This is a genomic window from Mesorhizobium escarrei, from assembly GCF_935825525.1.
In the GTDB taxonomy this organism is placed as follows: domain Bacteria; phylum Pseudomonadota; class Alphaproteobacteria; order Rhizobiales; family Rhizobiaceae; genus Mesorhizobium; species Mesorhizobium escarrei.
In genome coordinates this window covers 67,649-92,650 of record NZ_CAKXZT010000135.1, presented here as the reverse complement: position 1 = coordinate 92,650, position 25,002 = coordinate 67,649, and the positions used below count along the sequence as shown (strand labels likewise).

General features: G+C 61.9%; 20 protein-coding genes and 2 pseudogenes. 13 read left to right on the top strand and 9 right to left on the bottom strand.

Going from position 1 to position 25,002, the window contains the following annotated elements:
* Nucleotides 1-2 precede the first annotated feature (2 nt).
* The 3 genes from ctaD to NMG80_RS20340 all read right to left on the bottom strand — a co-directional run bounded on the left by ctaD (nt 3) and on the right by NMG80_RS20340 (nt 4,108).
* Complete coding sequence (gene ctaD / locus NMG80_RS20350; protein ID WP_254019746.1) at nt 3-2,519, bottom strand: cytochrome c oxidase subunit I; 2,517 nt, start codon at nt 2,517-2,519, stop codon at nt 3-5.
* Nucleotides 2,516-3,511 carry a cytochrome c oxidase subunit II gene (gene coxB, locus NMG80_RS20345; protein WP_301943378.1) on the bottom strand — a complete coding sequence of 332 codons (996 nt, stop codon included), beginning with the start codon at nt 3,509-3,511 and terminating at the stop codon, nt 2,516-2,518. Before coxB ends, ctaD begins: the two co-directional genes overlap by 4 nt.
* 126 nt (nt 3,512-3,637) lie before the next feature.
* Complete coding sequence (locus tag NMG80_RS20340) at nt 3,638-4,108, bottom strand: nucleoside deaminase (RefSeq protein WP_254019744.1); 471 nt, start codon at nt 4,106-4,108, stop codon at nt 3,638-3,640.
* A 94-nt stretch (nt 4,109-4,202) separates the two neighbouring features.
* Here NMG80_RS20340 and NMG80_RS20335 point away from each other — a divergent pair, with 94 nt between their 5' ends.
* Both NMG80_RS20335 and NMG80_RS20330 read left to right on the top strand, forming a co-directional pair.
* The gene (locus NMG80_RS20335; RefSeq protein WP_254019743.1) at nt 4,203-4,367 is read left to right on the top strand and encodes a hypothetical protein; all 165 of its coding nucleotides are present in this window, start codon (nt 4,203-4,205) and stop codon (nt 4,365-4,367) included.
* A gap of 96 nt (nt 4,368-4,463) precedes the next feature.
* Nucleotides 4,464-4,900: pseudogene (locus NMG80_RS20330) on the top strand (DUF2267 domain-containing protein).
* A gap of 27 nt (nt 4,901-4,927) precedes the next feature.
* Here the strand turns inward: NMG80_RS20330 and NMG80_RS20325 are convergent.
* On the bottom strand, nt 4,928-5,107 hold the full coding sequence (locus tag NMG80_RS20325) for a hypothetical protein (protein ID WP_254019742.1): 180 nt from the start codon (nt 5,105-5,107) through the stop codon (nt 4,928-4,930).
* Nucleotides 5,108-5,526: 419 nt separating this feature from the next.
* Between NMG80_RS20325 and NMG80_RS20320 the strand changes: the two genes are divergently transcribed.
* The 4 genes from NMG80_RS20320 (at nt 5,527) to NMG80_RS20300 (ending at nt 11,530) form a co-directional block, all read left to right on the top strand.
* The gene (locus NMG80_RS20320) at nt 5,527-7,476 is read left to right on the top strand and encodes a PrkA family serine protein kinase (RefSeq protein WP_254019741.1); all 1,950 of its coding nucleotides are present in this window, start codon (nt 5,527-5,529) and stop codon (nt 7,474-7,476) included.
* A 19-nt stretch (nt 7,477-7,495) separates the two neighbouring features.
* Entirely contained in the window at nt 7,496-8,806 is a 1,311-nt protein-coding gene (locus NMG80_RS20315) for a YeaH/YhbH family protein (RefSeq protein WP_254019740.1), read from the top strand.
* Between the two features lie 9 nt (nt 8,807-8,815).
* A complete protein-coding gene (locus tag NMG80_RS20310) occupies nt 8,816-10,438 on the top strand; it encodes a SpoVR family protein (protein WP_254019739.1) in 1,623 nt (540 codons plus the stop codon).
* 537 nt (nt 10,439-10,975) lie between these two features.
* Complete coding sequence (locus NMG80_RS20300; protein WP_254019738.1) at nt 10,976-11,530, top strand: DUF1772 domain-containing protein; 555 nt, start codon at nt 10,976-10,978, stop codon at nt 11,528-11,530.
* Here the strand turns inward: NMG80_RS20300 and NMG80_RS20295 are convergent.
* Together NMG80_RS20295 and NMG80_RS20290 are read right to left on the bottom strand one after the other, a co-directional pair.
* A complete protein-coding gene (locus NMG80_RS20295) occupies nt 11,496-11,702 on the bottom strand; it encodes a hypothetical protein (protein ID WP_029350518.1) in 207 nt (68 codons plus the stop codon). The genes NMG80_RS20300 and NMG80_RS20295 overlap by 35 nt on opposite strands.
* Before the next feature lie 96 nt (nt 11,703-11,798).
* The gene (locus tag NMG80_RS20290) at nt 11,799-13,793 is read right to left on the bottom strand and encodes a protein-L-isoaspartate(D-aspartate) O-methyltransferase (protein ID WP_254019737.1); all 1,995 of its coding nucleotides are present in this window, start codon (nt 13,791-13,793) and stop codon (nt 11,799-11,801) included.
* Nucleotides 13,794-14,060: 267 nt separating this feature from the next.
* Here NMG80_RS20290 and NMG80_RS20285 point away from each other — a divergent pair, with 267 nt between their 5' ends.
* The 3 genes from NMG80_RS20285 (at nt 14,061) to NMG80_RS20275 (ending at nt 18,105) form a co-directional block, all read left to right on the top strand.
* Entirely contained in the window at nt 14,061-16,487 is a 2,427-nt protein-coding gene (locus tag NMG80_RS20285; protein WP_254019736.1) for a phosphoketolase family protein, read from the top strand.
* On the top strand, nt 16,487-17,659 hold the full coding sequence (locus tag NMG80_RS20280; protein ID WP_254019789.1) for an acetate/propionate family kinase: 1,173 nt from the start codon (nt 16,487-16,489) through the stop codon (nt 17,657-17,659). Before NMG80_RS20285 ends, NMG80_RS20280 begins: the two co-directional genes overlap by 1 nt.
* 110 nt (nt 17,660-17,769) lie before the next feature.
* Nucleotides 17,770-18,105 (top strand): hypothetical protein, encoded by a 336-nt coding sequence (locus NMG80_RS20275; RefSeq protein ID WP_254019735.1) that lies wholly within the window; start codon nt 17,770-17,772, stop codon nt 18,103-18,105.
* A gap of 227 nt (nt 18,106-18,332) precedes the next feature.
* Here the strand turns inward: NMG80_RS20275 and pdxR are convergent, their stop codons facing one another.
* The gene (pdxR, locus tag NMG80_RS20270; RefSeq protein ID WP_254019734.1) at nt 18,333-19,826 is read right to left on the bottom strand and encodes a MocR-like pyridoxine biosynthesis transcription factor PdxR; all 1,494 of its coding nucleotides are present in this window, start codon (nt 19,824-19,826) and stop codon (nt 18,333-18,335) included.
* Nucleotides 19,827-19,995: 169 nt separating this feature from the next.
* Between pdxR and NMG80_RS20265 the strand changes: the two genes are divergently transcribed.
* From NMG80_RS20265 to NMG80_RS20250, 4 genes and pseudogenes are all read left to right on the top strand, one after another.
* Entirely contained in the window at nt 19,996-20,622 is a 627-nt protein-coding gene (locus NMG80_RS20265) for a LysE family translocator (protein WP_254019733.1), read from the top strand.
* A gap of 11 nt (nt 20,623-20,633) precedes the next feature.
* Nucleotides 20,634-21,563, top strand: a complete 930-nt coding sequence (locus NMG80_RS20260; RefSeq protein WP_254019732.1) for a dihydrodipicolinate synthase family protein — start codon at nt 20,634-20,636, stop codon at nt 21,561-21,563.
* Nucleotides 21,564-21,586: 23 nt separating this feature from the next.
* Nucleotides 21,587-22,227 (top strand): annotated as a pseudogene (locus NMG80_RS20255) (LysE family translocator).
* Between the two features lie 68 nt (nt 22,228-22,295).
* The gene (locus NMG80_RS20250; protein WP_254019731.1) at nt 22,296-22,937 is read left to right on the top strand and encodes a ThuA domain-containing protein; all 642 of its coding nucleotides are present in this window, start codon (nt 22,296-22,298) and stop codon (nt 22,935-22,937) included.
* 264 nt (nt 22,938-23,201) lie between these two features.
* On the opposite strand, the gene NMG80_RS20245 is transcribed toward NMG80_RS20250, so the two are convergent.
* Nucleotides 23,202-23,867 carry a DUF6064 family protein gene (locus NMG80_RS20245; RefSeq protein ID WP_254019730.1) on the bottom strand — a complete coding sequence of 222 codons (666 nt, stop codon included), beginning with the start codon at nt 23,865-23,867 and terminating at the stop codon, nt 23,202-23,204.
* Nucleotides 23,868-24,785, bottom strand: coding sequence for an aldo/keto reductase (locus NMG80_RS20240; RefSeq protein ID WP_254019788.1), 918 nt, complete (start codon nt 24,783-24,785; stop codon nt 23,868-23,870). It lies immediately after the preceding gene.
* Between the last annotated feature and the right edge of the window lie 217 nt (nt 24,786-25,002).

Sequence of the window (25,002 nt, the reverse complement as noted above, 5' to 3'; positions counted from 1 at the left end):
CCTCACATCGCTGCCGGAAAGAGGCCAATGATGGCGAAGGTGATGACGGCGGCAATCAGCAGGAAATGCCAGTAGAGCACCACATTGCCTAGGTCCATGTCATGATTCGGCGTCAGTCGGCCGGCCAGCGAGCGGGCCAGGCAATAGGCCTGCATGACCGTGCCGAGCGCCGCATGGGCGAGCACCCAGATCACGAGGATCCACACGATTGCGGGATAGACGTGGCGCGTCGGGTCCATGCCTGGAGACAATGGCGCGGCCAAGCCTGCGGCGGACGCGGCAACGGTCGTCAGCAGGGACAGCACCAGCAAGCCGCGCATAGTGGCCGTAGTGCCGCGCCTGTTGACCGTGCGTGCCGCCACCATCAGGCCCCACGCCGCAGCGAACAGGCTGGCAGCGATCAGCGACCAGACCGCATCGGGCCCGGCAATCCCCGCGGTGAAGTCGGCATGGATCGTCCAGTAGAAGAAATAGCCGAAGACGAGGCTGGCGAACGCCGTGCCGTCGCCCACCATGGTGATGAACATCGCCCACCAGCCGACCGAATCGGAGCCGGAGGCATAAAGCGGCAGGCTGAGGCCCAGGCCGACATCCTTATCCGGCTTCTCGGGGATTTCGCCAGTGCCCGTCCAGAGCCAATAGATGACGGCGCAAAAGCAGATGATTGAGGCCAGCGCCGTCGCGATCCACCAGTGGAAGGTAAGCGCGATGAAGGCGGCTCCGAGCGAGAGGGCCGAGACGATGGTGACATGGGAGGTGCCGCCGACGCGCAGCACCTGGATGGGTTCGGCGTCGAGCACCGAGGTGACCAGTCCCTCGCGCCATCCCTCTTCCGCGTCGGGCAGATAATAGCGGCCTTCATTGACCTTGCGGGCAAGATCCCTCTGGTCCCACAAGGGGTAGCGGCTGCGCACGATGGGTATCGAGCGGACGCCCCAGTTCTCCTCCGGCTCGGAAATCCATTCCAGCGTGCCGGCATTCCACGGGTTGAATTCGCCGCGCGGCTGCCGGTGCTTGGGCCTGATCACGTCGAAGACGACCACCAGCACGCCGGCGGCGAAAATGAAGGCTCCGGCCGTCGAGATCAGGTTCAGCCAGTCCCAGCCGATTTCGGCTGGATAGGTGAAGACGCGGCGGGGCATGCCGCGCAAGCCGCTCAGATGCATGGGGAAGAAGGCGATGTTGAAGCCGCAGAACATCAGCCAGAAGGCGAGCCGCCCCAGAAGGTCGGAGAGCTTCTTCGCGTCGATCAGCGGGTAATAGTAATAGAGCCCGGCCACGACCGGGAAAAGCATGCCGCCGATCAGCACATAGTGGAGGTGCGCAACGACAAAATACGTGTCGTGCGCCTGCCAGTCGAAGGGTGCGAGCGCCACCATGACGCCCGTCAGTCCGCCGATGACGAAGATGGCAAGCCCTCCGGTGCCGAACAGCATCGGGGTCGAGAAGATCACCCGGCCGGCCAGCATGGTGGCGATGAAGACGAAGATCTGCACGCCGGTCGGGATCGCCACCGCCTCGGAGGCCGCCGAAAAGAAGGCCAGCGAGATCTGCGGCAGGCCTGTCGCAAACATATGGTGTACCCACAGGCCGAAGGAGAGGAACCCCGTCCCAACTGCCGCGAGCACGATCCAGGAATAACCAACGATCGGACGCTGCGAAAAAGTCGGCACGATCATAGCCATCAGCGCTATGGCCGGCAGGAAGATGATGTAGACCTCGGGATGGCCGAATATCCAGAACAGATGCTGCCACAGCAGCGGGTCGCCGCCGCGCGCTGCATCGAAGAACGGCCAATCGAACATCCGTTCCATCTCGAACAGGAGATCGCCGGCGATCAGCGGTGGGAAGGCGAACAGGATCATTCCGGCAACAATCAGCAGGTACCAGGCAAAAAGCGGCATCAGGTTGATGCGCATGCCCGGCGCACGGCATTTCATGATGCCGACGATGAGCTCGACGGCGGCAGCGATCGAGGCGACTTCGATGAAGGAAAGGCCGAGCAGCCAGATGTCGGCGCCAATGCCGGAGAACTCCTTGTCGGTGGCGAGCGGCGGATACATGAACCAGCCTGCCGACGGCGCCGCATTGAAGAAGATCGAGCCGCAGACGAAGATGCCGCCGAGCAAAAAGCTCCAGAAACTGAAGGCTCCGAGGCGCGGAAACGGCATCTCGCGCGCGCCCAGCATCGGCGGCAGCAGGAAAATCGCGACTGCCTCGAAGATCGGCACCGCGAACAGGAACATCATCACCGTGCCGTGCAGGGTGAAGGCCTGGTTGAAGAAGTCGGCCGACAGAAAATCGTTGTCGGGCACGGCGAGCTGCAGCCGCATCAGCAGCGCCAGCGCGCCGGCGAACAGCATGAAGGCGAAGGCGGCCGAGCCGTACCAGAGGCCGATCTGGTAATTGTTCACCGAGGTCCAGTAGCGCCAGCCGGCCGGATTGGCCCACACGGCGCGCAGCCGCTCTTCCTGCGCCTTGTATTCCTCCCGCGAACGCTCCTTGACCGCAGCGCTCATCGCAGGCCTCTCAGCCAGGCGGCTATGGCGCGAATGTCGTCCGGCGGCAGCATGTCGAAGGCCGGCATGCTGGACCCAGGCTTGATCAGGTCTGGCCGGGCGATGAAGCGGGCGACGGCGTCTTCGGTGTTGGGCAGGATGCCGGCTGCGACGGTGGCGCGGGAACCGACATGCGAAAGGTCCGGGCCGATCAGGCCGCGCGCATCGGTGCCCGCGACGGAATGGCAGGACCCGCAGCCATGGCGCAGGAACAGCGCGCCGCCGCTTGCGCCGGCCCCTTCCGCGGGAATTGCCTGGACGGCAAGCCAGGACCGGAATGCTTCAGGCGCCATCGCGACGGCCGAGAAAGCCATTAGGGCGTGAGACGTGCCGCAATATTCCGCGCACGGCCCGCGGAATATACCAGGTTTCGTGGCCATGATCGAAAGCCTGTTGCTGCGGCCGGGGATCATGTCCATCTTGCCGCCGAGCGGTGGGATCCAGAAGGAATGGATCACATCGGCGCTTTTCAGGGTCAATTCGACCCGTTCGCCGACCGGCAGCCTGATCTCGTTGGCGGACGCGACCGGCGGTCCCTGAGCAGGGTGATAGACAACGTCCCACCAGAACTGCTTGCCGGTGACTTCGATCCGCAGGGCAGCGGGGCTCGCCTGGGCGAAGGGCCGAAGGCCAGGCATCAGCCACAGCGCATAGGCGAGCAGCGCACAAAGCGTGACCGAGGGGAAGACGACGCCGCCCCAAAGGATGACCCTGCTGGCGGATTTTTCGGCCAGCCTGCGGCGATTGACCAGGGCTGCATGAAGAAGCAGGCCGACCACGCCCAGCCAGAGGACGGCGCCGCCGCTTAGCATGACCCAAAACAGCATGGCTACCTGCTGCGCTTCCGCTCCCGCGGGCTCAAGTGCCGACTGAGTGCTGGCTACCGACTGGGCGCCGGCTGAGCCGCTCGCGAGCAATAATGACGCAGCTGACAGGCTGAAATATCGACCCATTTGCAACCCCTCTGCGGTAAACCGGCGAGAGGGGAGGAAGGTTCCGGGCAACTGAGCTTTCGGCTGGTGGCGCCCCAGAGGCTACGGACGCTTCACCGACAGCAGTCCCTTATTGATGGGTTTCTGTCACCAGAAATCCTTGTGGTCGTTTACGATCTCTTCTTCGAGTTCAGGGAATGGGCCACGGATTGCTACATGGCGCCGTCCGGCGGCGAACACCTGATGACAACTCAGATCGAGGGTCAGATTCTCCGGGTTGTCTCCGGTCAGCTCGGCCAACCGCCTTTCGCTGAGTCCGTAGACAACGGTGCCGATGCCAGCCCAGTAACAGGCCCCGGCGCACATGCAGCACGGCTCGACCGAGGTCACCAGCGTGCATCGCTCGAGAAAGGTCGGGTCGTATTGCTGCGCGGCCGCGCGGGCCACGTTTGCCTCTGCGTGGCCAACGCCGCGATCCCGCGCGTAGGTGTTGCCCGACGAAAGCAGCACGTCGCCTTCCGGCCCGACCAGGAGCGCCCCGAAAGGATGATTGCCACTCGCCCGGCTCTCGGTGGCGATCTGCACGGCGTGACGTAGATACTCGGTATCGCTCCTCATGGCCGCCTCCTTTTGGATGCCCGTTCGTAACTGCACGCGTAAAGGCCCTTCGCCTGGATTCTATAGTCTTGGGTCGCTTCGGAGCTGTCCAGTCATGGGCATGAAAGTCATGGGCATTAAATTCATGGCTGCGCAACCTGGCATGGATGTCGGCAATTATGCAGCCCAAAAACACCCGAAGGTGATCGCCTGGCTTCAGACGTTGGATGCAATCCATGGCTGCATCCGCCGCTGCTCTTGGACGATTTTCAACGCGTGACGAAACAATTGCGCTCGATCGCCGTTTTGCGCGTCATGGCGGGTATATTGGGCGGGCATTTTGGGCAGGTGTTGGGATTGCCCAGAGGAGGCGACGATGAGCGCAACCGGCTTGGACGTTTTTGACAAAACCCTGCAGACGACAAACATCTGGCTGGACGAGATCATGGCCGATCACGGGCCCGACAGGCGCGTGGCCTGGCATATGCTGGGAGCCGTTCTACGCACCTTGCGGGATTGGCTGCAGATCAACCTGGCTGCCAACTTGGGGTGGAACTGCCGCTTCTCGTGCGGGGAGCCTACTATGATCGGTATCGGCCGCCTGATCTGCCGACGAGCAGCCGATCGTTGGAAGATTTCCTGCAGCGGGTGGCCGAGGAGATGAAATCCACTCGACCCGTGAATCCCGAAGATGCGACGAGATCCGTGTTCAAGGTACTCGCCAGGCATGTCGACCTCGGCCAGTCGGCCAAGGTGCGGGACGCGTTGCCGAAGCAGATCCGGGCGCTTTGGCCCGAAAGTGTCGGAGTCTAGCAGAAAGTCGGGCTGCCGATACGGTTCTCAACTGCCTCCGCCCGGGCGGTCGTTTTCCTCGCGATACAGTCGCTCGGTGGCCCGATCGCTTTCTCTGCGCTCTGCAGGCCCGCGGCGTCGCCACGTAAGGAGTGCGTAGGCGAGCAGGATTGCCAGCAGTAGCGGGCCGCCAGCAACGACGATCAACCACATACTGTTCTCGAACATGGAACATCTCCTTTCCCTCATTTCCGAGCAGGAGCGAAACCGTTGCTCCTGGTGCAGGGTTGGACACCGCAGCGCAGCTCTCTTCGCCGAATCACCTGTGCGTCGCCATTCAACCTGCTAGCGCGGGCAACCTGCTGAGCGCGGGCAACTGCTGAGCGCGGGCGGTTTATTTCTTCAGAAAGGCAGCTTGTACCCAGCGGGCTGTTGCACTCGGCAAGCGCTGATGGAAGAATGGACTTCCCTCGGAAACGTTCCATTGTGCGAGCCATTCGCTGGCTGACTTCCAGGCGTTCACGATATCTGTCTCGACCCCTAACATCCGGTCGCAGACGCACTACGTGTAATAGGGAACCACAAAGGCTTTCCGACAGTTGAATGAAGAGGCGAGAGCAACCAGACCGGCCGGGGCGAGGAATACCATGCGCGAGAACCACTCCGACGTCTTCGATCTGTTTTCGGAGATTTATACGAATGCGGCGCAGGAGGAGATAAGCATCCAGCAGTATCTCCTTGCCTGCCGCGAGGATAAATCGATGTACGCCTCGGCGCCCGAGCGGATGGTCGAGGCGATCGGCGAGCCCACCCTGATCGACACCAGCATGGATGAGCGGCTCGGCCGCATTTTCTCGAACAGGACAATCAAGGTCTATCCCACCTTCTCCGAGTTTTATGGCATGGAGGACACGATCGAGCGCATAGCCGGCTATTTCCGCTATGCCTCGCAAGGGCTCGAAGAGCGCAAGCAGATTCTCTATCTGCTTGGCCCTGTCGGCGGCGGCAAGTCCTCGCTCGCCGAACGGCTGAAGAAGCTGATGGAGGAGCGTCCGATCTATACGCTGAAGGTGGGTGGCCAGATCAGCCCGGTTTTCGAATCGCCGCTCGGGCTTTTCAATCCTGACCGCATGGGCGACCTTTTGGAGGACAAGTATGGCATCGCGCGGCGCCGGCTGAACGGTCTTATTTCGCCATGGGCGGCCAAGCGCCTCGACGAACTGTCAGGCGACATCTCCAAATTCAGCGTCGTCAAGCTGATGCCTTCGCGGCTACGCCAGATCGGCATCGCCAAGACCGAGCCAGGCGATGAGAACAACCAGGACGTTTCGGCCCTGGTCGGCAAGGTCGACATCAGACAGCTCGAGCATTTCAGCCAATCCGATCCGGACGCCTATTCCTACAGCGGCGGCCTGAACCGGACCACGCAGGGGCTGCTCGAGTTCGTCGAGATGTTCAAAGCGCCGATCAAGGTCCTCCATCCGCTGCTGACCGCTACCCAGGAAGGCAGCTACAACGGTACGGAAAACTTCGGATCTTTCCCGTATCAGGGCATCGTCGTAGCCCATTCCAACGAATCGGAATGGCTGCAGTTCAAGAACAACAAGAACAACGAGGCGTTCCTCGACCGTATCCTGGTGGTCAAGGTGCCGTATTGCCTGCGGGTCACCGAAGAAAGGCAGATCTACGAAAAGCTGCTGCGCGAAAGCGAATTGGCCTCCAGTTCCTGCGCTCCAGAGGTTCTCGACATTCTCAGCCGGTTCACCGTCTCGACCCGTCTGGCCGAGCACGACAATTCGCCGCTCTACACGAAGATGCGCGTTTATGACGGCGAGAACCTTAAGGACGTAGATCCCAAGGCGAAGTCGGTTCAGGAATACCGCGATGCCGCCGGGGTCGATGAAGGCATGAACGGCGTCAGCACGCGCTTTGCCTTCAAGATCCTGTCGCAGACCTTCAACTACGACACCAAGGAAGTGGCCGCCGATCCCGTGCATCTGATGTACATTCTGGAGGAGGCGATCAAGCGCGAGCAGTTCCCGAAGGAAACGGAAGCCGCTTATCTCGACTTCATAAAGTCGGAACTGGCCACGCGTTATGCCGAGTTCATCGGCCATGAAATTCAGAAGGCCTATCTGGAATCCTACAGCGAATACGGCCAAAACCTGTTCGATCGCTACATCGCCTATGCCGATGCCTGGATCGAGGACCAGGACTACAAAGACCCCGATACCGGCCAGATCCTCAATCGCGAGGTGCTGGACAACGAACTGTCGCAGGTCGAAAAGCCGGCCGGCATTGCCAACCCCAAGGACTTCCGCAACGAGGTCGTGAAGTTCACGTTGCGCGCCCGGGCGAGGAACCACGGCCGCAACCCGTCATGGACAAGCTATGAAAAGCTGCGCGAAGTCATCGAGAAGCGGATGTTCGGCCAGGTCGAAGATCTGCTCCCGGTGATCAGCTTCGGCTCCAAGCAGGACAGCGTGACGGAGAAGCGGCATACTGAGTTCGTGCATCGGATGGTCGGACGCGGTTACACCGAACGTCAGGTCCGCCGGCTGGTGGACTGGTATATGCGGGTGAACAAGGCGGGTTGAGTCCGGCCGGGATGGTTCCATGCCGATCTTTGTCGATCGCCGACTGAACCCGAAGGACAAGAGCCTCGGCAACCGCCAGCGCTTCCTGAAGCGTGCGCGCGAAGAGCTGAAGCGAAGCATCCGGGATCGGATCCGTACCGGCAAGATCGCCGATGTCGACAGCGAGCACGCCGTCTCGATGCCGGCGAGGGGCACAGGCGAGCCGAGCTTCAGCGATGCGAAGGACAGCGGCAGGCGGCAGCACATCCTGCCGGGCAACAAGCATTTCGCCCCGGGCGACCGGGTTCCCAAGCCCGGCCAGGGTGGCGGCGGCTCGTCTCCCGGGAAAACGGCCTCGGAGGACGAGTTTCGTTTCGTGCTCTCGCGCGAGGAGGTGCTCGACCTCTTTTTCGAGGATCTCGAGCTTCCCGACATGGTCAAGCTCAACCTCAAGGAGATACTTTCCTTCAAACCGCGCCGCGCCGGATTCGCGGCGACCGGTTCGCCGACCAACATCAATGTCGGGCGCACGATGCGAAACAGCCATGGTCGCAGGATTGCGCTAAGGCGCCCCAAGCAGGAGGAGCTTGATGCGATTGCGAAGCAACTCGCAATCCTGGAGGCCGAGCCGCAGAGCGCGGCGCCGGCACGCCAGCGCATTGCAGCGTTGCGGGAGGAGCTTGAGCGACTTGAGCGCCGCCGCAAGCGGATCGCCTATGTCGATCCCGTCGACATCCGCTTCAACCGTTTCGACGCCCAGCCCGTGCCGAACGCCAATGCGGTCATGTTCTGTCTCATGGACGTATCCGGCTCGATGGGCGAACGCGAGAAGGATCTGGCCAAGCGCTTCTTCGTGCTGCTGCACCTGTTCCTGAAACGGCGCTATGACCGCACCGAAATCGTCTTCATCCGCCATACGCACGAGGCGCAGGAGGTAGACGAGGAAACCTTCTTCTACAATACGCAAAGCGGCGGCACGGTCGTTTCCACGGCACTCGAGGAAATGCACCGCATCGTCGCGCAGCGCTATCCCAGCAACGAGTGGAACATCTATGCCGCCCAGGCGTCGGACGGCGACAATTTCGTCACCGATTCCGAGCGCTGCATTGGCCTCATGGACGGCCAGATCATGCGCCTGTGCCAGTATTTCGCCTATGTCGAGATCATCGACGAACGTGAGAGCCATATTTTCGGCAGCACCGACAATGGAACCTCGCTCTGGCGCGCCTACAGCGTTGTCAACCAGAGATGGCCGAATTTCCAGATGAGCCGTATCGCCAACGCAGCCGACATCTATCCGGTCTTTCGCCAGCTCTTTGCCAGGCAGCCGGTCTTGCAGAAAAGCGCTTGAGGAGAGCCGATGGCAATCCAGACCAGCAAATCCGGCCAGACCAGCAAATTCGGCCAGACCAGCAAACCAGGACAAACCAGCAAGTCCGGCCAAACCAGCAAATCAGGTTTGCTCTTTTCTGGGTCGGACTGGGATTTCAAGACGCTGTCGCGCGCCTACGAAGCGATTGAGGCGATCGCCATCGAAGAGCTTCACCTCGACATCTATCCGGTGCAGATGGAGATCATCTCGTCCCAGCAGATGCTCGACGCCTATTCCTCGGTCGGCATGCCGCTGATGTATCGCCACTGGTCCTTCGGCAAGCATTTCCTCTACCAGGAATTGCTCTATCGCAAAGGCGGGCGGGGGCTCGCCTATGAGTTGGTGATCAATTCCAATCCTTGCATCGTCTACCTGATGGAGGAAAACACCATGGCCCTGCAGGCCCTGGTGACAGCTCATGCAGCGCTTGGCCATAATCATTTTTTCAAGAACAATCATCTGTTCCGGCAATGGACGGACGCCAGCGCGATCCTGAGCTATCTGGACTTTGCCAAGGGTTACATTGCCCGTTGCGAGGAGCGGCACGGCGTCGCCGCTGTGGAGGCGATCCTCGATGCGGCCCACGCGCTGATGGAACAGGGGGTGTTCAGATATCGCCGGCCGCCGAAGCTGTCGTCGGAGCGGCAGCGTGAGGGCGTTCGTGAGCGCCTGGAATACGAAGAGCGTTCTTACAACGATCTGTGGCGTACGCTCCCGCGTTCGAAGGACGGGACCAAGGCCAGCGGAACGGACCTCGGCATCGCGGAGCGAAAGAAAACGCTCAACCTGCCCGAGGAGAACCTGCTTTACTTCCTGGAAAAAAACAGCCTGGTCCTGGAGCCCTGGCAGCGTGAAATCATCAGGATTGTCCGCGTCGTCGCGCAATACTTTTATCCGCAGCGGCAAACGCAGGTGATGAACGAAGGCTGCGCCACCTTCGTGCACTACACGCTCATGAACATGCTGTTCGATCGCGGCCTGATCAGCGAGGGCGCGATGCTGGAAATCCTGCGCAACCATTCGAACGTGATCTTTCAGCCGGGCTTCGACGACCCGCGCTTTTCCGGCATCAATCCTTATGCGTTGGGTCTCGACATGATGCAGGACATCCAGCGCATATCGACAGAGCCGACCGCCGAGGATCGTGACTGGTTCCCCGATATCGCCGGCAATGGCAATTGGCGCGAAACCCTGCTCGACGCGTGGGCGAACCATCGCGACGAATCTTTCATCCGCCAGTATCTGAGCCCCGCTCTGATGCGAAGATGGCGGTTCTTTGTCCTCGCCGACGCCGCTAGCGAACCGCATTACGAAGTCGCGTCGATACACAATGAGCGTGGCTACGAAAAGATACGCGCTGGGCTCGCCCAGAGCTATGACATCGGCGCGAGCCGGCCGGATATCCAGGTGGTGGATGTGGATCTGCTCGGCGACCGGCAGTTGCGATTGGAGCACAAGGTGAAGAACGGCATCATGCTGGAGGAGGCCAGTCGCGACGCCACGCTGCGCCATATCCGGACCCTGTGGGGCTATGAGGTCAGCCTGGCGGCGATCGATGCGCAAACGGGCGGCACGCTCAACGAACGTTCGACCAGCCAAATCGGGGAATGACCAAAACCGGCGACGGCGTCGTTCTACGCCACTCGCTGTAAGTTCCGCCAGTTTCCGATGTTCTGGCCGTCGGACCCGGGAAGGTCGGCTCCGTCGGGATTTCGGACGGTGTTTCGGGAGGAATTTCGACGGGCTGCCTTTGCGGGCCTGGAACGGGATCAGGCGAAGGCGGGGGAACGCCCGGAGGCTCACCCGGCGGAGTTTCCGGCGGAGCAGGCGGCCGGGCAGGCTCGGGATTGGGATTATCTGGAATCGGCACGGGATTGTTCGGATCAGGATCGGGATCAGTCATTCGATACGCTCCGAACGCGTTGTGGTCGACCTCGGCGTAGATGCGGGCCGTTTGCAGTATACCTCCTCGTTTCGCCGAGCAGGATCATCCGGGATGACAACCATCATGCCGAACGATGGTTCCCTGCCTTGCGGTGCTCAATGCCAGCGGCGTTGGGAATGGGGCAGCCCTCCACCTTCGACGCCTTTACCCGGCCGGCGGGCATGCTATCTACGCTGCGTAGGCACCGTTCACGGAATAGCAGCATGCGCGCGTTCATGATTGTCACCATTCTCCTGGTCGCGATCACGATGGCGCTCTCGCTTGCGCACGCGTTGGAGTTGCCCGGCAAGTTGCGCCTCAAGGAGGCCACCTATAAATCTGTGCAGACGATCTACTATCCCGGTTTCACCGTCGGCGGGTTTGCCGAGATCGGCGGCATCGTTGCACTCGCCATCCTGCTTTACCTCACGCCTTATCCAGGCGCTCGATTCTGGTGGACCTTGGCGGCCCTTGTCTTCCTGGTGGCGGAACATGCGACCTATTGGCTGGTCACGCATCCCGTCAACAATTTCTGGGTGCAAGATGTCGCTGTCTCGAAACCAGCCGCGACGTTTTTTTCAATGCTCCGTCGCAAGCAAAGCGGCGACTGGACAGACCTGCGCGACTTTTGGGAAGCCTCGCACGTCGCCAGGGCAGGCCTGGCGATGCTGAGCCTGCTTTCAATTGCTGTCGCCGCGACGTTTTTGCTGGGGAGTGAATTAGGCGGAGGGATGCGCAGCGGCGCTATTTGTTCGTCCGCATCTTTTGCCTTGGATTGATCCCGCCAAGGGCGTTTGTGTCATTCTCGACATCGCCTTCGATTGTGTTTTCGCCTTCGAGCAAGAGTTCATCGCCTTCCTTGATCGTGCCCTTCGAGGTGCCGATACCGGGATTGTTCCTCAGATCGGCATCGCTCGGCTTTTTCCACTTTGGATGTTTGGTTCCGCTCATGGCACAACTCCTTCGAAAAGGGTCCTGTTCTAGAAACAGCAGGGCGCGATGAATGTTCCGCCGAAACTCACCTTGATGCGGCTCTGTTGTGAGGCGCTAAAGCCCGAACGGATAGGTGTCGGGAACGCCGGTTCCGACATGCTCCGGCCCAAGCGGCGTCACCGCGACGGTTTCGTCAAACCAGACGAGCGCGTCAAATTGCTGGGAAAGAGAGGCATCCGCGTAATGGCTGCGCAGTTCGGTTTCCGGCCGATAGATCACGCCGATGAAGCGCTCCAGCCGGCGCTCCAGAAGCCGGTTGCGAAGATCGTCGTCGCGCTTGATGTCGAGCAGGAAACGCGAGACGCCGCTATCATGGCAAAGCCGCTCGTAGCTATCGTTATGGGAAGGCCGCACCCGCTTGATTTCCATCTCGCTGTCCCAGTCAGAGGCCGCGGCCACTGTCCCGGAATGCGTGCTGAGCCCGATCAAGGCCGCCTCGTCGCCGAAGCGCTGGCGGCACAGCTGGCCGATGTTCACTTCATCCCTGATAATCCCCATTTCGGTGTAGCGGGCGTCGCCGATATGGGAATTATGCGCCCACACGACCGCCTTGGCATGAGGCCCGCGGGCTTCCAGCAGATGCTCGAGCGTCTCGAACATATGGGTGTCGCGCAGGTTCCAAGACTGCGCGCCGCCATAGTACATGATCCGGTAGTAGCGTTCCGCGGAGGCGATCAGCCGGGCATTCTGGGTCGCATCCAGAAAATCGACGCCGTCCTGCTGGGCATAGTCGAGCTGCCTGACAAGCAGTCCGCGGCATTGTTCGAGCACGGCCTGCTCGCATTTCCGGTAGCCGGAGGTGAGCGCGACACGGCCATAGGTGGATGGTTCATTTTGCCAAGGCGTCAAGCAGCCATAGCGTTCACGCGCGATCTTTGCTGCCTGCGGATCGACCCGGTCGAGATATTGCAGGACCGCGGCGATCGATCCACTCATATTGTAGATGTCGAGGCCGTAGAACCCCGCCAGTCGGGAGGATATCCTGATGCGCTCATTGTGTTGTCGCATCCAGTCGACGAATGCGGCGACGTCGGTGTTGCGCCACATCCAGGTGGGAAACCGCTGGAACGGCGGATCGGCATTGGCCCGTGGCGGCCGGTGGCGGACGTGGCGATCGATTGCCGCTGCATCAGGCCAGTCGGCCTCGACGGCGACGATGGTGAAGCCGTGCTTCTCGATGAGCCTGCGGGTGATCGCTGCGCGGGCCCGGTAGAACTCCGACGTGCCGTGGCTCGCTTCACCGAGCAGGACGACGCGCCGGTCGCCAAACCGGTCGAACAATTCGCCGAACGCCGGGTCGTCGAAATCCGGCAGCGGTTCGGCCGTGGCAGCGATCATCTCCGGCAGGCTGCGCGTGCGTGCGCGTCCGGACGGACGATCGTTCGCGATACGGTTGCCGCTCTCTGGCCAGCCCTGCTCGCCGATGAGCGGGACAAACCGCACACCGCCGAAATCCTCCTCGCTGTAAGTTGCAGCGCCGGTTCGGGTGACCTTGAGAAGGCGCTGATCATGCGGCTCGTCGCCGACCGGGATGACGAGCCTGCCGCCAACGTCGAGCTGTTCCTGAAGCGCAAGCGGCGCACCGGGTCCGCTGGCGGCGACCAGAATGGCGTCGAACGGCGCTGCGTCGGGCCAGCCTTTGGTGCCATCGCCGGTGCGGACTTCGATATTGTCGTAGCCAAGCTCTTCGAACCGCTGCCTCGCCGTTTCGGCCAACCCGGCGTGGCGCTCGATCGTGTAGACGCGTTCGACGATCCGGCTAATCACGGCAGCCGCGTAGCCTGAACCGGTGCCAACCTCCAGGACATGATCACCCGGTCCGATCTCTGCCATCTCGATCATCAAGGCGACGATATAGGGCTGCGATATCGTCTGACCCTCGGCGATCGGCAAAGGCCCATCCTCATAGGCGAATTCTTCAAAGCCGGGGGCGACGAATGCCTCGCGCGGAACCTCGCGCATCGCTTCCAGCACCTCGCGGTCCTGGATGCCACGTCGGCTGAGATGGACCTCGACCATTCGGTTGCGTGCGTGGGAAAGATCGAGCATCTTTTGCTCCTCTTACAAGCTGACGTCCGCCCCAATCGTGGCCAACGGCTCCTGGGCGACAATCCCTTGATCGGCGTGCGCTCGGCAGCGCTTGCTCTTATTTCGGCGGCTCGTCTCCTTAATCGTTGGCGAGCTTCCAGGTTCCTGCAAAAGAGCGATTGGCGGGCACAACAGCAGCTCCAGCCGAACTTATTTCCGTGAAAATCCTTTCTCCAGGGCGATGCCACTCCAGATATCGACGGGCGAACGCGTTCTGGAGACGTTTCGATGAACGACGAGGCTCAGAAAGCTGCGACCACAACAGGCCTTTACCAGGTCGATCTCATGGACCGTTATTGGCGGGCCGCGAACTTTATTTCGGTTGGCCAGATCTATCTGATGGACAATCCGCTGCTGCGCGAGCCGCTGAAACCCGAACACGTCAAGCCGCGGCTGCTCGGCCATTGGGGCACGACGCCTGGCCTCAACTTCATCTACGTCCACCTGAACCGCGTCATCCGTCAACGCGGTCTCGACGTTCTGTTTATCTGCGGCCCGGGTCATGGCGGTCCGGCGATGGTCGCAAACACCTGGCTCGAGGGCAGCTACAGCGAAATCTATCCCGAAATCGGCCAGGGCGAAGACGGCCTGAGGAAACTCTTCCGGCAATTCTCCTTCCCCGGCGGAGTGCCGAGCCACGCTGCTCCGGAAACGCCCGGCTCGATCCATGAAGGCGGAGAACTGGGATATGCGCTGGTCCATGCTTTCGGCGCGGCCTTCGACAATCCCGATCTGGTGGTCGCCTGCGTCGTCGGTGACGGCGAAGCGGAGACCGGCCCGCTAGCGGCGGCATGGCACTCCAACAAGTTCCTCAACCCGGCATCCGACGGCGCTGTGCTGCCGATCCTGCATCTCAACGGCTACAAGATCGCCAACCCGACGATCCTTGCCCGCATGGATGACGTGGAATTGCGAGCCCTGTTCGCCGGCTATGGCTACGAACCTTTTTTCGTCGAAGGTCACGAGCCGGTTCCCATGCATCGGTTGATGGCCACGAAGCTTGACACCGTGCTCGACAGAATCCGCTCGATCCAGAAGCGCGCCCGCACTACGGGCTGGCAAGGAGGGCGCCCGCTGTGGCCGATGATCGTGCTGCGCAGCCCGAAGGGGTGGACCGGGCCGAAGGAGGTCGATGGCAAGAAGGTCGAGGATTTCTGGCGCTCGCATCAAGTGCCGGTGTCGAACGCCCGCAGCAACGCGGGACACCGCAAGATCCTCGAAGACTGGATGCGGAGCTACGAACCGGAAAAGCTGTTCGACGAAAGCGGGAATCTTCTTCCAGAGCTGGCGGCGCTTGCGCCAACCGGATCCAAGCGCATGGGCGCAACCCCCTATGCCAATGGCGGACTGCTGAAGCGCGACCTCGTGCTTCCCGATTGGAAAAGCCTGGCGCTCGATGTGCCGCGTCCGGGAGGTGTCAAAGCCGAGGCGACGCGGGTTCTCGGGGGCTATCTCCGCGACGTCATGCGCCTGAACGCGCAGGCCGGGAATTTCCGGCTGATGGGGCCGGACGAGACATCCTCCAACCGCCTTGACGAGGTATTCGAGGTCACGGACCGGGTCTGGATGCAGCGGATCGAGCCCTATGACGTCCAACTCTCTCGGGACGGCCGCGTCATGGAAGTACTCAGCGAGCATCTCTGCCAGGGATGGCTGGAGGGCTATCTGCTGACCGGCCGCCATGGCCTGTTCTCCTGTTACGAGGCGTTCATCCACATCGTCGATTCCATGGTCAACCAGCATGCGAAATGGCTGAAGACATCCCGCGAGCTTGCCTGGCGCGAGCCGATCGCTTCACTCAATTACCTGCTGACCTCCCATGTCTGGCGGCAGGATCACAACGGCTTCAGCCATCAAGATCCGGGCTTTGCCGATTTTGTCGCCAACAAGAAGGCCGACACGGTCAGGCTCTATTTCCCGCCGGATGCCAACACGCTGCTCTGGATCACCGACCATTGCCTGAGAACGTATAACCGCATCAACGTCATCACCGCCGGCAAGCAGCCGGCGCCGCAATTTCTGTCTGTCGAAGACACGGAAACGCACTGCAGGGCGGGGGCGGGGATCTGGGAGTGGGCCGGGACGGTTGCCGAGGGCGAGGATCCGGATGTGGTCATGGCCTGCGCCGGCGACGTGCCGACACTGGAGACGCTCGCTGCCGCCGACATTCTGCGTTCGGCGCTTCCGGACGTGAAGGTTCGCGTCGTCAACGTGGTCGACCTGATGACGCTGCAGTCGAATTCAGAGCATCCGCATGGCCTCGCTGACGAGGATTTCGATGCGCTGTTCACGAAGGCCAGGCCGGTTATCTTCTCCTATCACGGCTATCCCTATCTCATCCACCGCCTGACCTACCGACGCGCCAATCATGACAACATGCATGTGCACGGCTTTCGCGAGGAAGGCACCACGACGACGCCGTTCGACATGGTCGTGCTCAATGAGCTCGACCGCTACCACCTGGCGCTCGCTGCGGTCGAACGCGTGCCTGGGCTCGTCGAACGGGGGCTCGCCGAACGGGCGAAAAATCTTACCGCCGAACTTCACGGGAAGCTTGCCGAACACAAAGCTTACGTCCGCGAGCACGGCGAAGACATGCCCGAGATTCAGGAGTGGAACTGGCCCGAGAACAGCGCGACGAAGGCCGGCGATTGATGCGACAGGCAATTCTTGCACTGAACGCCGGCTCCTCCAGCATCAAGTTCGGACTGTACGATCTTGAACCGTCCGTGGAGCTCCAACTTGTCTCGCGTGGCACGCTGGATCTGGGCGATGCGCCGAGGCTCAGCGCGAAAGCGGCCGACGGAACAGTTCAGTGTGATCGGCGGCTTGCCGCAGACGCACGCGATACGGGCATCGGCGATTTGCTCCGCTGGATCGAGAGCGAACTTGGTGGCAGGAAACTGGTCTCCGCCGGTCACCGCATCGTGCATGGCGGGCGCGAGTTCGTCGAACCCGTCCGTCTGACGCCGGACCTGATCGAGGCGTTGGACAGGTTGACGCCGCTTGCGCCGCTGCACCAGCCCCGCAGTCTCGCGCCGATCCGCACACTTGCCGCGCTGCGGCCGGATCTGCCGCAGGTCGGCTGCTTCGACACCGCCTTCCATCAGACGATCGATCCGATCGTGAGCCGCTTCGCGCTGCCGCGCAGATACGATGCGGACGGAATCCGCCGCTACGGGTTTCATGGTCTTTCCTACGAGTACATCGCCGCGCGGCTCAAGGCGATATCGCCCGCGCTTGCAGCGAAGCGGACGATCGTCGCCCATCTCGGCAACGGGGCGAGCCTGTGCGCCATGCGCGACGGGAGAAGCTTCGACACGACAATGGGCTTTTCCGCGCTCGACGGGCTGGTCATGGGCACGCGTTGCGGCGCCATCGATCCGGGGGTGCTTTTGTACTTCGTCCTGAAAAGAGGCATCGCTGGAGAGGCTCTGCAGCACATGCTTTATGAGGAATCCGGGCTGCTTGGAATATCCGGCATCTCGGGCGACATGCGCACGCTGGAATCAAGCGACGACCCTCACGCCCGCGAAGCGGTAGAGCTTTTTGCTTTCCGGGCGGCAAGGGAGGCTGCCGCGCTCGCCAACACGCTGGGCGGCCTCGAATGCCTGGTGTTCACCGCCGGCATCGGCGAGCGCTCGGCTTCGGTCCGCAAGGCAATATGCGAAAGGCTTGATTGGCTTGGTGTGGCGATCGACGAGCCATCCAATGCCTCGCATGCCGAGATCATAAGCCGGCCAGACAGCAAGGTCGAAATACGCGTCGTCGCCACCGATGAGGAGAGCATCATCGCTCGCCACACGCGCGTGCAGGGGAATGCTTGATACCGCAATCAGCGGCGCGTTTTCCAAGGCAAGGAACCCTGCGCGTCCGCGACCGTTCCCCTGTCTCTAATACTAAAAGCCCTGTCTCTGATATTAAAAGGAGAGATCCAATGGCCGAAACCGCTAACACCGCAGGCGCCTCAAAGGCGGCAAACGACGCCCAGGAGGCGATGAAGAAACAGATCGCCGAGCTTCGTCGCGAAATCACCAAAATAAATCGGACCCTTTCAGACCGCGCCGAGGAGGCACAGGGCTGGTACGACAGCGCCGCCGAACGGGCCTCGCGCGCAGCCCGGCAATTGCGTAGCCAGGCACACACCGTGACTGAAACCGTCCAGCAGAATCCAGGCACAATCTCTTCGGCGATGATGCTTGGCGGCGTGCTCGGTGTTCTCTTGGGAATTGTGATTGCAAAGAGCTCCGAGCCTGAACGGCGGTGGTTTTAGAGCGTTTTGCAGCCAAAATCTTCGTTTGGCGTCGACAAAATGCGTAAAACAAGGAGTTAGAGCGCGGTTTTGGTTCCACCAAAACGCAAAGCGCTTTAGGGACAGATCACCACCCGCGCGGTGCCGAGGCTCGCTTCTGCATCGAGATAGCACCCAGGAGGTCGCCGACGGCGTCGGCGGCGGCGGTGAGATCGCGCATCTGTTCCCTCAGGCAGGCCCTAAAGCACCTACGATACGTCGCCGCAGCCTGTTGCATCCTCGTAAGCGCGTCGAAGGAGCTTTAGTCCTCTGTGGATTTGGCTCTCGGTCAGGCTTGCGTATCCCATCACCAGGCCGAGGCAGCTCCGATCCAATGTCTGATCGAAATAATGAGGCGATATGGAGTGGATGCCAACTCCGAGCGAGGCGGCTTTATCGATGAACGATGTCGCCATAGAGGGCGGCATGTCGCGGAACCAGACGACGACGTGCAGACCGGCCTCCGCGCCTTCGACACGAACGACATCGCGGAATTTAGCCTGCAGGACGTCGAGGAGCGCTGCACGTCGACGGGCATTTTGACGCCGGGCCTTGCGCACGTGGCTTTCGTAGACGCCGGATTCCACCAGTGTCGCGAGCGCCTCCTGTTCGAGGATGGGGGCATGCCTGTCCGTCAGGCGCTTGGCGTGGGCAAAAACCTCCTGCAACTCTCGCGGAATGACGACGTAGCCGATCCGCAGCGTCGGCGACAGTGTCTTCGAAACCGTACCGATATAGATGACGTTCGACGCGCCTCCCAGCGCGCGAAGCGGCGGTATCGGGTTCATGTCGAATCGATATTCGCTGTCGTAGTCGTCCTCGACGATGTAGGCCCTCTTCTCTTGCGCCCATCTTAGCAGTTGCAGGCGTCGCCCCATGGACATTACGCTTCCCAAGGGAAACTGATGTGAAGGCGTGACGTAAGCCAGCCGCGCGCCAACATCCGCCAACAGGTCCGCTCTGATGCCTTCGGCGTCAACCTCCACCGGGGCGGCGATGGCTCCTGTCATCTCGAAGACGCTCCGTGCCATCGGGTAGCAGGGCTCTTCGATGGCGAACCCGTCGCCCTCATCGAGAAGCAGGCGGGCGCAGAGATCCAGTCCCTGCTGAGAACCGTTGACGACGACGATCTCGCCCACCTCACACCTGATGCTGCGGGCTCGCCATAGATAGCCCTGCAGGGCGGTACGCAGGTGGATCGAGCCACAGGGGTCGCCATAGGATAGCTTGGGCGGCCGTCCCAGCGCAGCGCCGTTCATGGCCTTGCGCCAGGCAAGGGTAGGGAAGTCAGAGGCCGACATGTCGCCGTAGCGGAAATCGGCGACGAGCTTCTCCGACGGAACCCGCATCGGGATGGCTCGGGATCGAAGCCTTTCTCCGAAAGCGGAGAGGCCGTGTGGCTCTGCGGCTGTATGAGCGACTTCTCCCGGCTCACTGTGCGCGATCTTGATGGCCACCCGTGGCCGAGCGCCATGTCGAATGACCACGAAACCCTCGGCGGCGAGCTGTTCGTAAGCGGACGTCACAGTCGTTCGCGAGACGCCAAGCTCGACCGCCAGTGCACGAGCCGACGGAAGCACGTCTCCACGGCCGTATACCTCTGCCACGATCTGTTCCCGCAGGTTCTCATAGATCCCGCGCGCGCCCAGTCCCGACGACGAGTTTCCCGACGAATTCTGCTTGCGGGGCGGTAACTGGACCATCGCGATTACCCAAATGAAGACGTTTCGTTGATCCAGGCATTACCGGGAAAACTCAGTCAGGCAAGGCCTGAGGGCAACTGGACCAGCACTTTTTATTCAAAACTGGTTCTATGCCAGGGCCAGTTGTGCGGTTATTGACGACGCCAGTTTGCACCTCCCGAGAAGTAAAATGCTGGCCGACCAATTCATCATCGTCTTTACCGCCTACGTCATCGCTGCCGGTAGTCCCGGGCCGAGCAATATGCGCATCATGGCCGTCGCCATGAAGGACGGCCGCGGGGCCGCGCTGGCAGTCGCCTCTGGCGTAGTCAGTGGCTCGATCTTTTGGGGCCTGATGGCGGCGACAGGTGTCTCGGCGATCCTCAGTCAGTACGCGCAGGCACTCGTGATCCTGCAGATGCTCGGAGGCCTGTATCTTCTCTATCTCGCCTTCAAAGCGGGCAAGGCTGCGCTTTCGTCAGACAAGGATCAGCTTCGCCCGACTGACGAACAAAAGGCGACGGCGGCCACTCTCTACAAGCGCGGACTGCTAATGCATCTCACCAATCCGAAATCGATCCTGGCCTGGATCGCACTGATGACGTTAGGACTCGGCCCTGGGTCGTCGTCGCATACGGTTCTCGTGATCCTCGCAGGCTGCGCGGTGCTGAGCGTGACCATCTTCTGTGGCTACGCGATCGTCTTTTCGACCGCTCCCATGATCCGCCTGTATCGGCGGGCGCGGCGCTGGATCGAAGGCACGCTGGCGGTATTCTTCGGATTTGCCGGGCTAAAACTTCTCCTGATCCGCATCTGAAAGGTTGCTTCATGTCTATCTTCCAAGGCCTTTCAGCATTCCCGATCACCCCGGCGGACGCTTCCGGCAGGCTCGACACCGCCGCCCTCGCGCGCCTTCTGAAGAACATCGAGGAGCCGAGAGCGGACTCCATTGGACTGCTCGGCAGTACCGGCGCCTACGCTTTCCTCACGCGACAAGAGCGTCGACGGGCGGTCGAAACGGCAAAGGACACGGTCGGCGGCAAAATCCCGGTTATCGTCGGCGTCGGAGCGATCCGGACCAGCGATGCGGTGGACCTTGCCCGTGACGCGAAGGCTGCGGGCGCCGACGGCCTGCTTCTCGCTCCGGTTTCCTATACGCCGCTCTTCGACGACGAGGTCTTCGAACACTTCGCCGCAGTCGCCGACGCGGCGCAGCTCCCGCTTTGCATCTACAACAATCCCGGCACGACCAGGTTCACCTTCAGCCTGGACCTCATTTCCCGCTTGTCGAAGGTGGCGAACATCGAAGCCGTGAAGATGCCTTTGCCGTCCGGTGGCGACTTGGCTTCCGAACTCGCCGTCCTCCGGTCTGCGACCGGGTCGGCGTTCAAGATCGGTTACAGCGGCGACTGGGGCGGCGCGCCTGCGCTGCTCGCCGGGAGCGACGCCTGGTATTCCGTCGTCGCAGGACTTCTGCCGTCACAGGCCCTGACCCTGACGCGAGCGGCGCAAGCCGGGGACGCCGCGACCGTCGAGCGACTTGACGCCGCCTTCGTACCGCTTTGGGCGCTGTTCAAGGAATTCGGCAGTTTTAGGGTGATGTATGTCATCGCCAGGCTTCTGAACCTCTGCGACGTCGATCCGCCACGCCCCGTCCTGCCGCTGAAGGACCAGGCACGGCAGCGCGTCGCCGCCGCTCTCGACCATCTCGATGCGGTTTTCTCCGTTGGTTCCACAGTTTGTATTGAACCTGGATAGTCAGTCTTCATCAGGACATTTCCATGCTGGATTCCAACGCCTTCACCGTCTACCTGTTCACGGCATTCCTGCTGGCGATTACACCGGGTCCGGGGATCTTCTATGTCGCCGCCCGAACCCTTTCCGGCGGCCGCTCGGAAGGAATCGCTTCGAGCCTTGGCATGGTCTCGGCGGGCTGTTTCATGTCGTAGCCGGCAGCCTTGGCGTCTCGGCGATCGTGCTGGCAAGCGCCGAATTGTTCACGGCACTCAAAGTGGTCGGCGCGCTCTATCTGGTCTGGATGGGATACCGAACCATTCGCCATGCCAGGCTCGACTACAAGTCGCTGGGTCATTCAGAGCCGCCCGTCGGCGCGACGCGGGCCTTCAGGGATGGCGTTCTTGTGGAAACGATGAACCCGAAGACGGCCGCATTCTTCCTCGCCTTCATTCCCCAGTTTGTCGACACATCGTCGGATCACGTTGCCCTGCAGTTCGTGATCCTTGGCGCCATCTCGCTTGCTCTTAACACGCTCGCCGATATTGTCGTGGCGTTTGCAGCCGGAAGACTTCGCGATGGCGCGGCGGCCCGTCCGAATCTCATTCGCTATCTTCGTGAAGGCTCGGGCGGCGCTATGATCATGCTTGGATGTGGGCTGCTGCTGGCAAAGCGCCCGGTTGCTTGACCAAATCGGCCGGCCGCACTGCCGCCGAAGGCTCGTTTTGGCAATACAACCAACTGACGGAGAAGAATATGCGGCAAGCGCTGATCGTATGGGGCGGCTGGGCCGGGCACGAGCCGGAAGAAGGTGCGCGCGTCGTCAAGGCGATGCTCGAAGAGGAAGGCTTTGGCGTGCGCGTCGAAACCACGACCGAGATATTCGCCGACCCCGCGATCGCCGATCTGAGCCTGATCGTGCCGATCTACACGATGGCCAAGCTTGCGAAGAACGAGGAGCTCAACCTGACAAAGGCGGTCGAGGGCGGTGTCGGTCTTGGCGGCTATCACGGCGGCATGTGCGATGCGTTTCGTGAAGCCACGGAATACCAGTTCATGTGCGGCGGTCAGTGGGTGGCCCACCCGGGCAACATCATCGACTACCGGGTTGACATCACCAGGCGCGACGATCCGATCATGAACGGCATCGATGATTTCTCGTACCGCTCCGAGCAGTACTACATGCACGTGGACCCATCGAACGAGGTGCTGGCGACCACCACCTTCTCCGGCGAGCACGCGTCCTGGATAGAAGCCGTGGTCATGCCGGTCGTCTGGAAGCGCCGGCACGGCAAGGGACGAGTATTCTATTCGGCGCTCGGCCATGTCGCCAAGGAGTTCGCGGTGCCGCAGATGCGAACGATATTTCGCCGAGGCCTGGTCTGGGCGGCGCGTTGAGAGCGCCAACGATTGGCTATGCTGGGAACTGGTCGCCACGCCAGGAACCCTGCCACGCCGTCAGATCTGGTTTCGATGCCGCGTGACGGATGGTACCCAAACCGGAAAATACAAAACCCGCCTTGCGGCGGGTCGTTGGCGCGAATCGGCACCATGCACGAATCGATAGCATAGTTGCCGGCACAAAGCGAGAACAAATTTGCTGACACGAAATCGCGAGCTCGCAGCAAATCGCTGACAGCAAATGCCGAACGAGCCGCCGCATCACCGAGCAATGCGGCGCAGCGCCAAGGCAGCGACGGTGATGGCCGCTGCCAGAAGCGGCAGCCAGGCTTGTGGATCGCCCATGGCATGGAGCGTCAGGCCGCTGAGCAGCAGCCACAGCAGCGGGATCGCAAACAGCAGCGGCACAAGCCCGCCGCTCGCTGCAAGCAGGACGCCGAGCGTCGTGATCGCAGTCGGGTCCGGCGCGATGCCGAAGACCTCGGCACTCGACCATGGCCGCCCGAAGAGCGGCGGCAGGAGGGGATAAGCGACGAGGCCAACGACCGCGATCAGCAGCCCGAGCCGCCCTGCGATGTCCCGCCGGTCGAAGGCGAGGCCGCCGCGTGCGGCACCGCCGATCGCCAGCAGCAGCGCCTGCAGGCCGAAGGCCGGCGCGACATAGGCGATCGCCCAGTTGATCGCGGCATAGCGGCTCCGCAGGAAGGACCAGCCGACGAAGGCAAAGAGCGCGGCGAGGACGAGCGCAATCCAGAAACCATGGCGACGCGGCCGCCTAAGCACGAGCACGACAAGGGCGAGGCCGGCGGCGAGCGTCAGGAGATGCAACGGCCAGGAGGCGGCATTGTTCAATTCGAACATGCGCCAGTAGACGCGCGGCGAGAAGAGCAGGAAATCTTCCAGCCGGTAAGTCCACCATTCCGACATCTAGAGGTCCCGGACGTAGGCCGCCATCCGCTCGCGCATGGCCGCGTCGGGGAGGGGACCGGTCGCCGCCATCACGTTCTCGCGCACGTGGTCGACGCGGGTCGTGGCGGGGATGGCGACGGTGACGGAGGGATGCGAAAGGATGAACTTCAAAATGAACTGCGCCCAGGTCCCGGCACCGATCTCGGCCGCCCAGTCCGGCAGCGTCTCGCCTTGGAGCTGGCGCGTCAGCGCGCCTTGCTGAAACGGCCGGTTGACGATGACGGCCATGCCGCGCTCGGCCGCCAGCGGCAGGAGCCGTTCCTCCGCTTCACGGTCGACGACGTTATAGGTGAGCTGCACGAAGTCGAGCGGATGCGCGCGCATGATCTGTTCGAACAGGTCGTGCCGCCGTCCTTCGGACGTCGTGATGCCGACATAGCGGATCCGCCCGTCCGCCTTCATGGCGAAGAGGGTTTCGAGATGCGTCTCCCAGGCGACGAGGTTGTGGACCTGTACGAGATCGAAGCGCGGCACACCCCAGAAGCGGCGCGACTGCTTGATCTGCGCAGGCCCGTCGCCGGCGGAGGAGGTCCAGACCTTCTCGGCAGAAAACAGCGCTTCAGGCCGGCCGAGCTTCTCGAGGCCATAGCCGATCACAGGCTGCGAGGAGCCGTACATGGGCGAGGAATCGATCATGCGGCCGCCTGCCGCAAAGAAGGCCGCGATCACCTCGGCGCACTCGTCGCGCAGCACCGGATCGTCGCCGACATTGAAGGTGATCCAGGTGCCCAGTCCTACTGCGGGAAGCATCTCTCCCGAGGAGGGCACGGCCCGCATCACCGGCGCGGGCGGCGCGCCGGGAGCGGCTGCCGGCAACACCAGAGCCGCTCCGGAAGCGGCGGCAGCCTTCACGAATGTCCTGCGGGTGATGATCATCATCTGCCATCCCTGTACTTCCGACGTCTTGTACTCCCGACCCCAAGAATGGTTCCGGCCGACCGGCTTTTCGCAAGGCCGATCGGCGGGGGCCGGCGGTCGGTCCATGGCAACGGTTCGGATATAGAACGTCTGCCTGAAATAGGAACGAATGCTGCAGGGCCTGGGTTGCGCCAGCCAGCCCGATTACCTGAAACCGATCACCTTGGATCCCGAT

Excerpts from the sequence above, each read along its gene's own strand:
- ctaD (WP_254019746.1), bottom strand. The coding sequence starts at position 2,519 with ATGAGCGCTGCGGTCAAGGAGCGTTCGCGGGAGGAATACAAGGCGCAG.
- coxB (WP_301943378.1), bottom strand. The coding sequence starts at position 3,511 with ATGGGTCGATATTTCAGCCTGTCAGCTGCGTCATTATTGCTCGCGAGC.
- NMG80_RS20340 (WP_254019744.1), bottom strand. The coding sequence starts at position 4,108 with ATGAGGAGCGATACCGAGTATCTACGTCACGCCGTGCAGATCGCCACC.
- NMG80_RS20335 (WP_254019743.1), top strand. The coding sequence starts at position 4,203 with ATGGGCATGAAAGTCATGGGCATTAAATTCATGGCTGCGCAACCTGGC.
- NMG80_RS20325 (WP_254019742.1), bottom strand. The coding sequence starts at position 5,107 with ATGTTCGAGAACAGTATGTGGTTGATCGTCGTTGCTGGCGGCCCGCTA.
- NMG80_RS20320 (WP_254019741.1), top strand. The coding sequence starts at position 5,527 with ATGCGCGAGAACCACTCCGACGTCTTCGATCTGTTTTCGGAGATTTAT.
- NMG80_RS20315 (WP_254019740.1), top strand. The coding sequence starts at position 7,496 with ATGCCGATCTTTGTCGATCGCCGACTGAACCCGAAGGACAAGAGCCTC.
- NMG80_RS20310 (WP_254019739.1), top strand. The coding sequence starts at position 8,816 with ATGGCAATCCAGACCAGCAAATCCGGCCAGACCAGCAAATTCGGCCAG.
- NMG80_RS20300 (WP_254019738.1), top strand. The coding sequence starts at position 10,976 with ATGCGCGCGTTCATGATTGTCACCATTCTCCTGGTCGCGATCACGATG.
- NMG80_RS20295 (WP_029350518.1), bottom strand. The coding sequence starts at position 11,702 with ATGAGCGGAACCAAACATCCAAAGTGGAAAAAGCCGAGCGATGCCGAT.
- NMG80_RS20290 (WP_254019737.1), bottom strand. The coding sequence starts at position 13,793 with ATGCTCGATCTTTCCCACGCACGCAACCGAATGGTCGAGGTCCATCTC.
- NMG80_RS20285 (WP_254019736.1), top strand. The coding sequence starts at position 14,061 with ATGAACGACGAGGCTCAGAAAGCTGCGACCACAACAGGCCTTTACCAG.
- NMG80_RS20280 (WP_254019789.1), top strand. The coding sequence starts at position 16,487 with ATGCGACAGGCAATTCTTGCACTGAACGCCGGCTCCTCCAGCATCAAG.
- NMG80_RS20275 (WP_254019735.1), top strand. The coding sequence starts at position 17,770 with ATGGCCGAAACCGCTAACACCGCAGGCGCCTCAAAGGCGGCAAACGAC.
- pdxR (WP_254019734.1), bottom strand. The coding sequence starts at position 19,826 with ATGGTCCAGTTACCGCCCCGCAAGCAGAATTCGTCGGGAAACTCGTCG.
- NMG80_RS20265 (WP_254019733.1), top strand. The coding sequence starts at position 19,996 with ATGCTGGCCGACCAATTCATCATCGTCTTTACCGCCTACGTCATCGCT.
- NMG80_RS20260 (WP_254019732.1), top strand. The coding sequence starts at position 20,634 with ATGTCTATCTTCCAAGGCCTTTCAGCATTCCCGATCACCCCGGCGGAC.
- NMG80_RS20250 (WP_254019731.1), top strand. The coding sequence starts at position 22,296 with ATGCGGCAAGCGCTGATCGTATGGGGCGGCTGGGCCGGGCACGAGCCG.
- NMG80_RS20245 (WP_254019730.1), bottom strand. The coding sequence starts at position 23,867 with ATGTCGGAATGGTGGACTTACCGGCTGGAAGATTTCCTGCTCTTCTCG.
- NMG80_RS20240 (WP_254019788.1), bottom strand. The coding sequence starts at position 24,785 with ATGATCATCACCCGCAGGACATTCGTGAAGGCTGCCGCCGCTTCCGGA.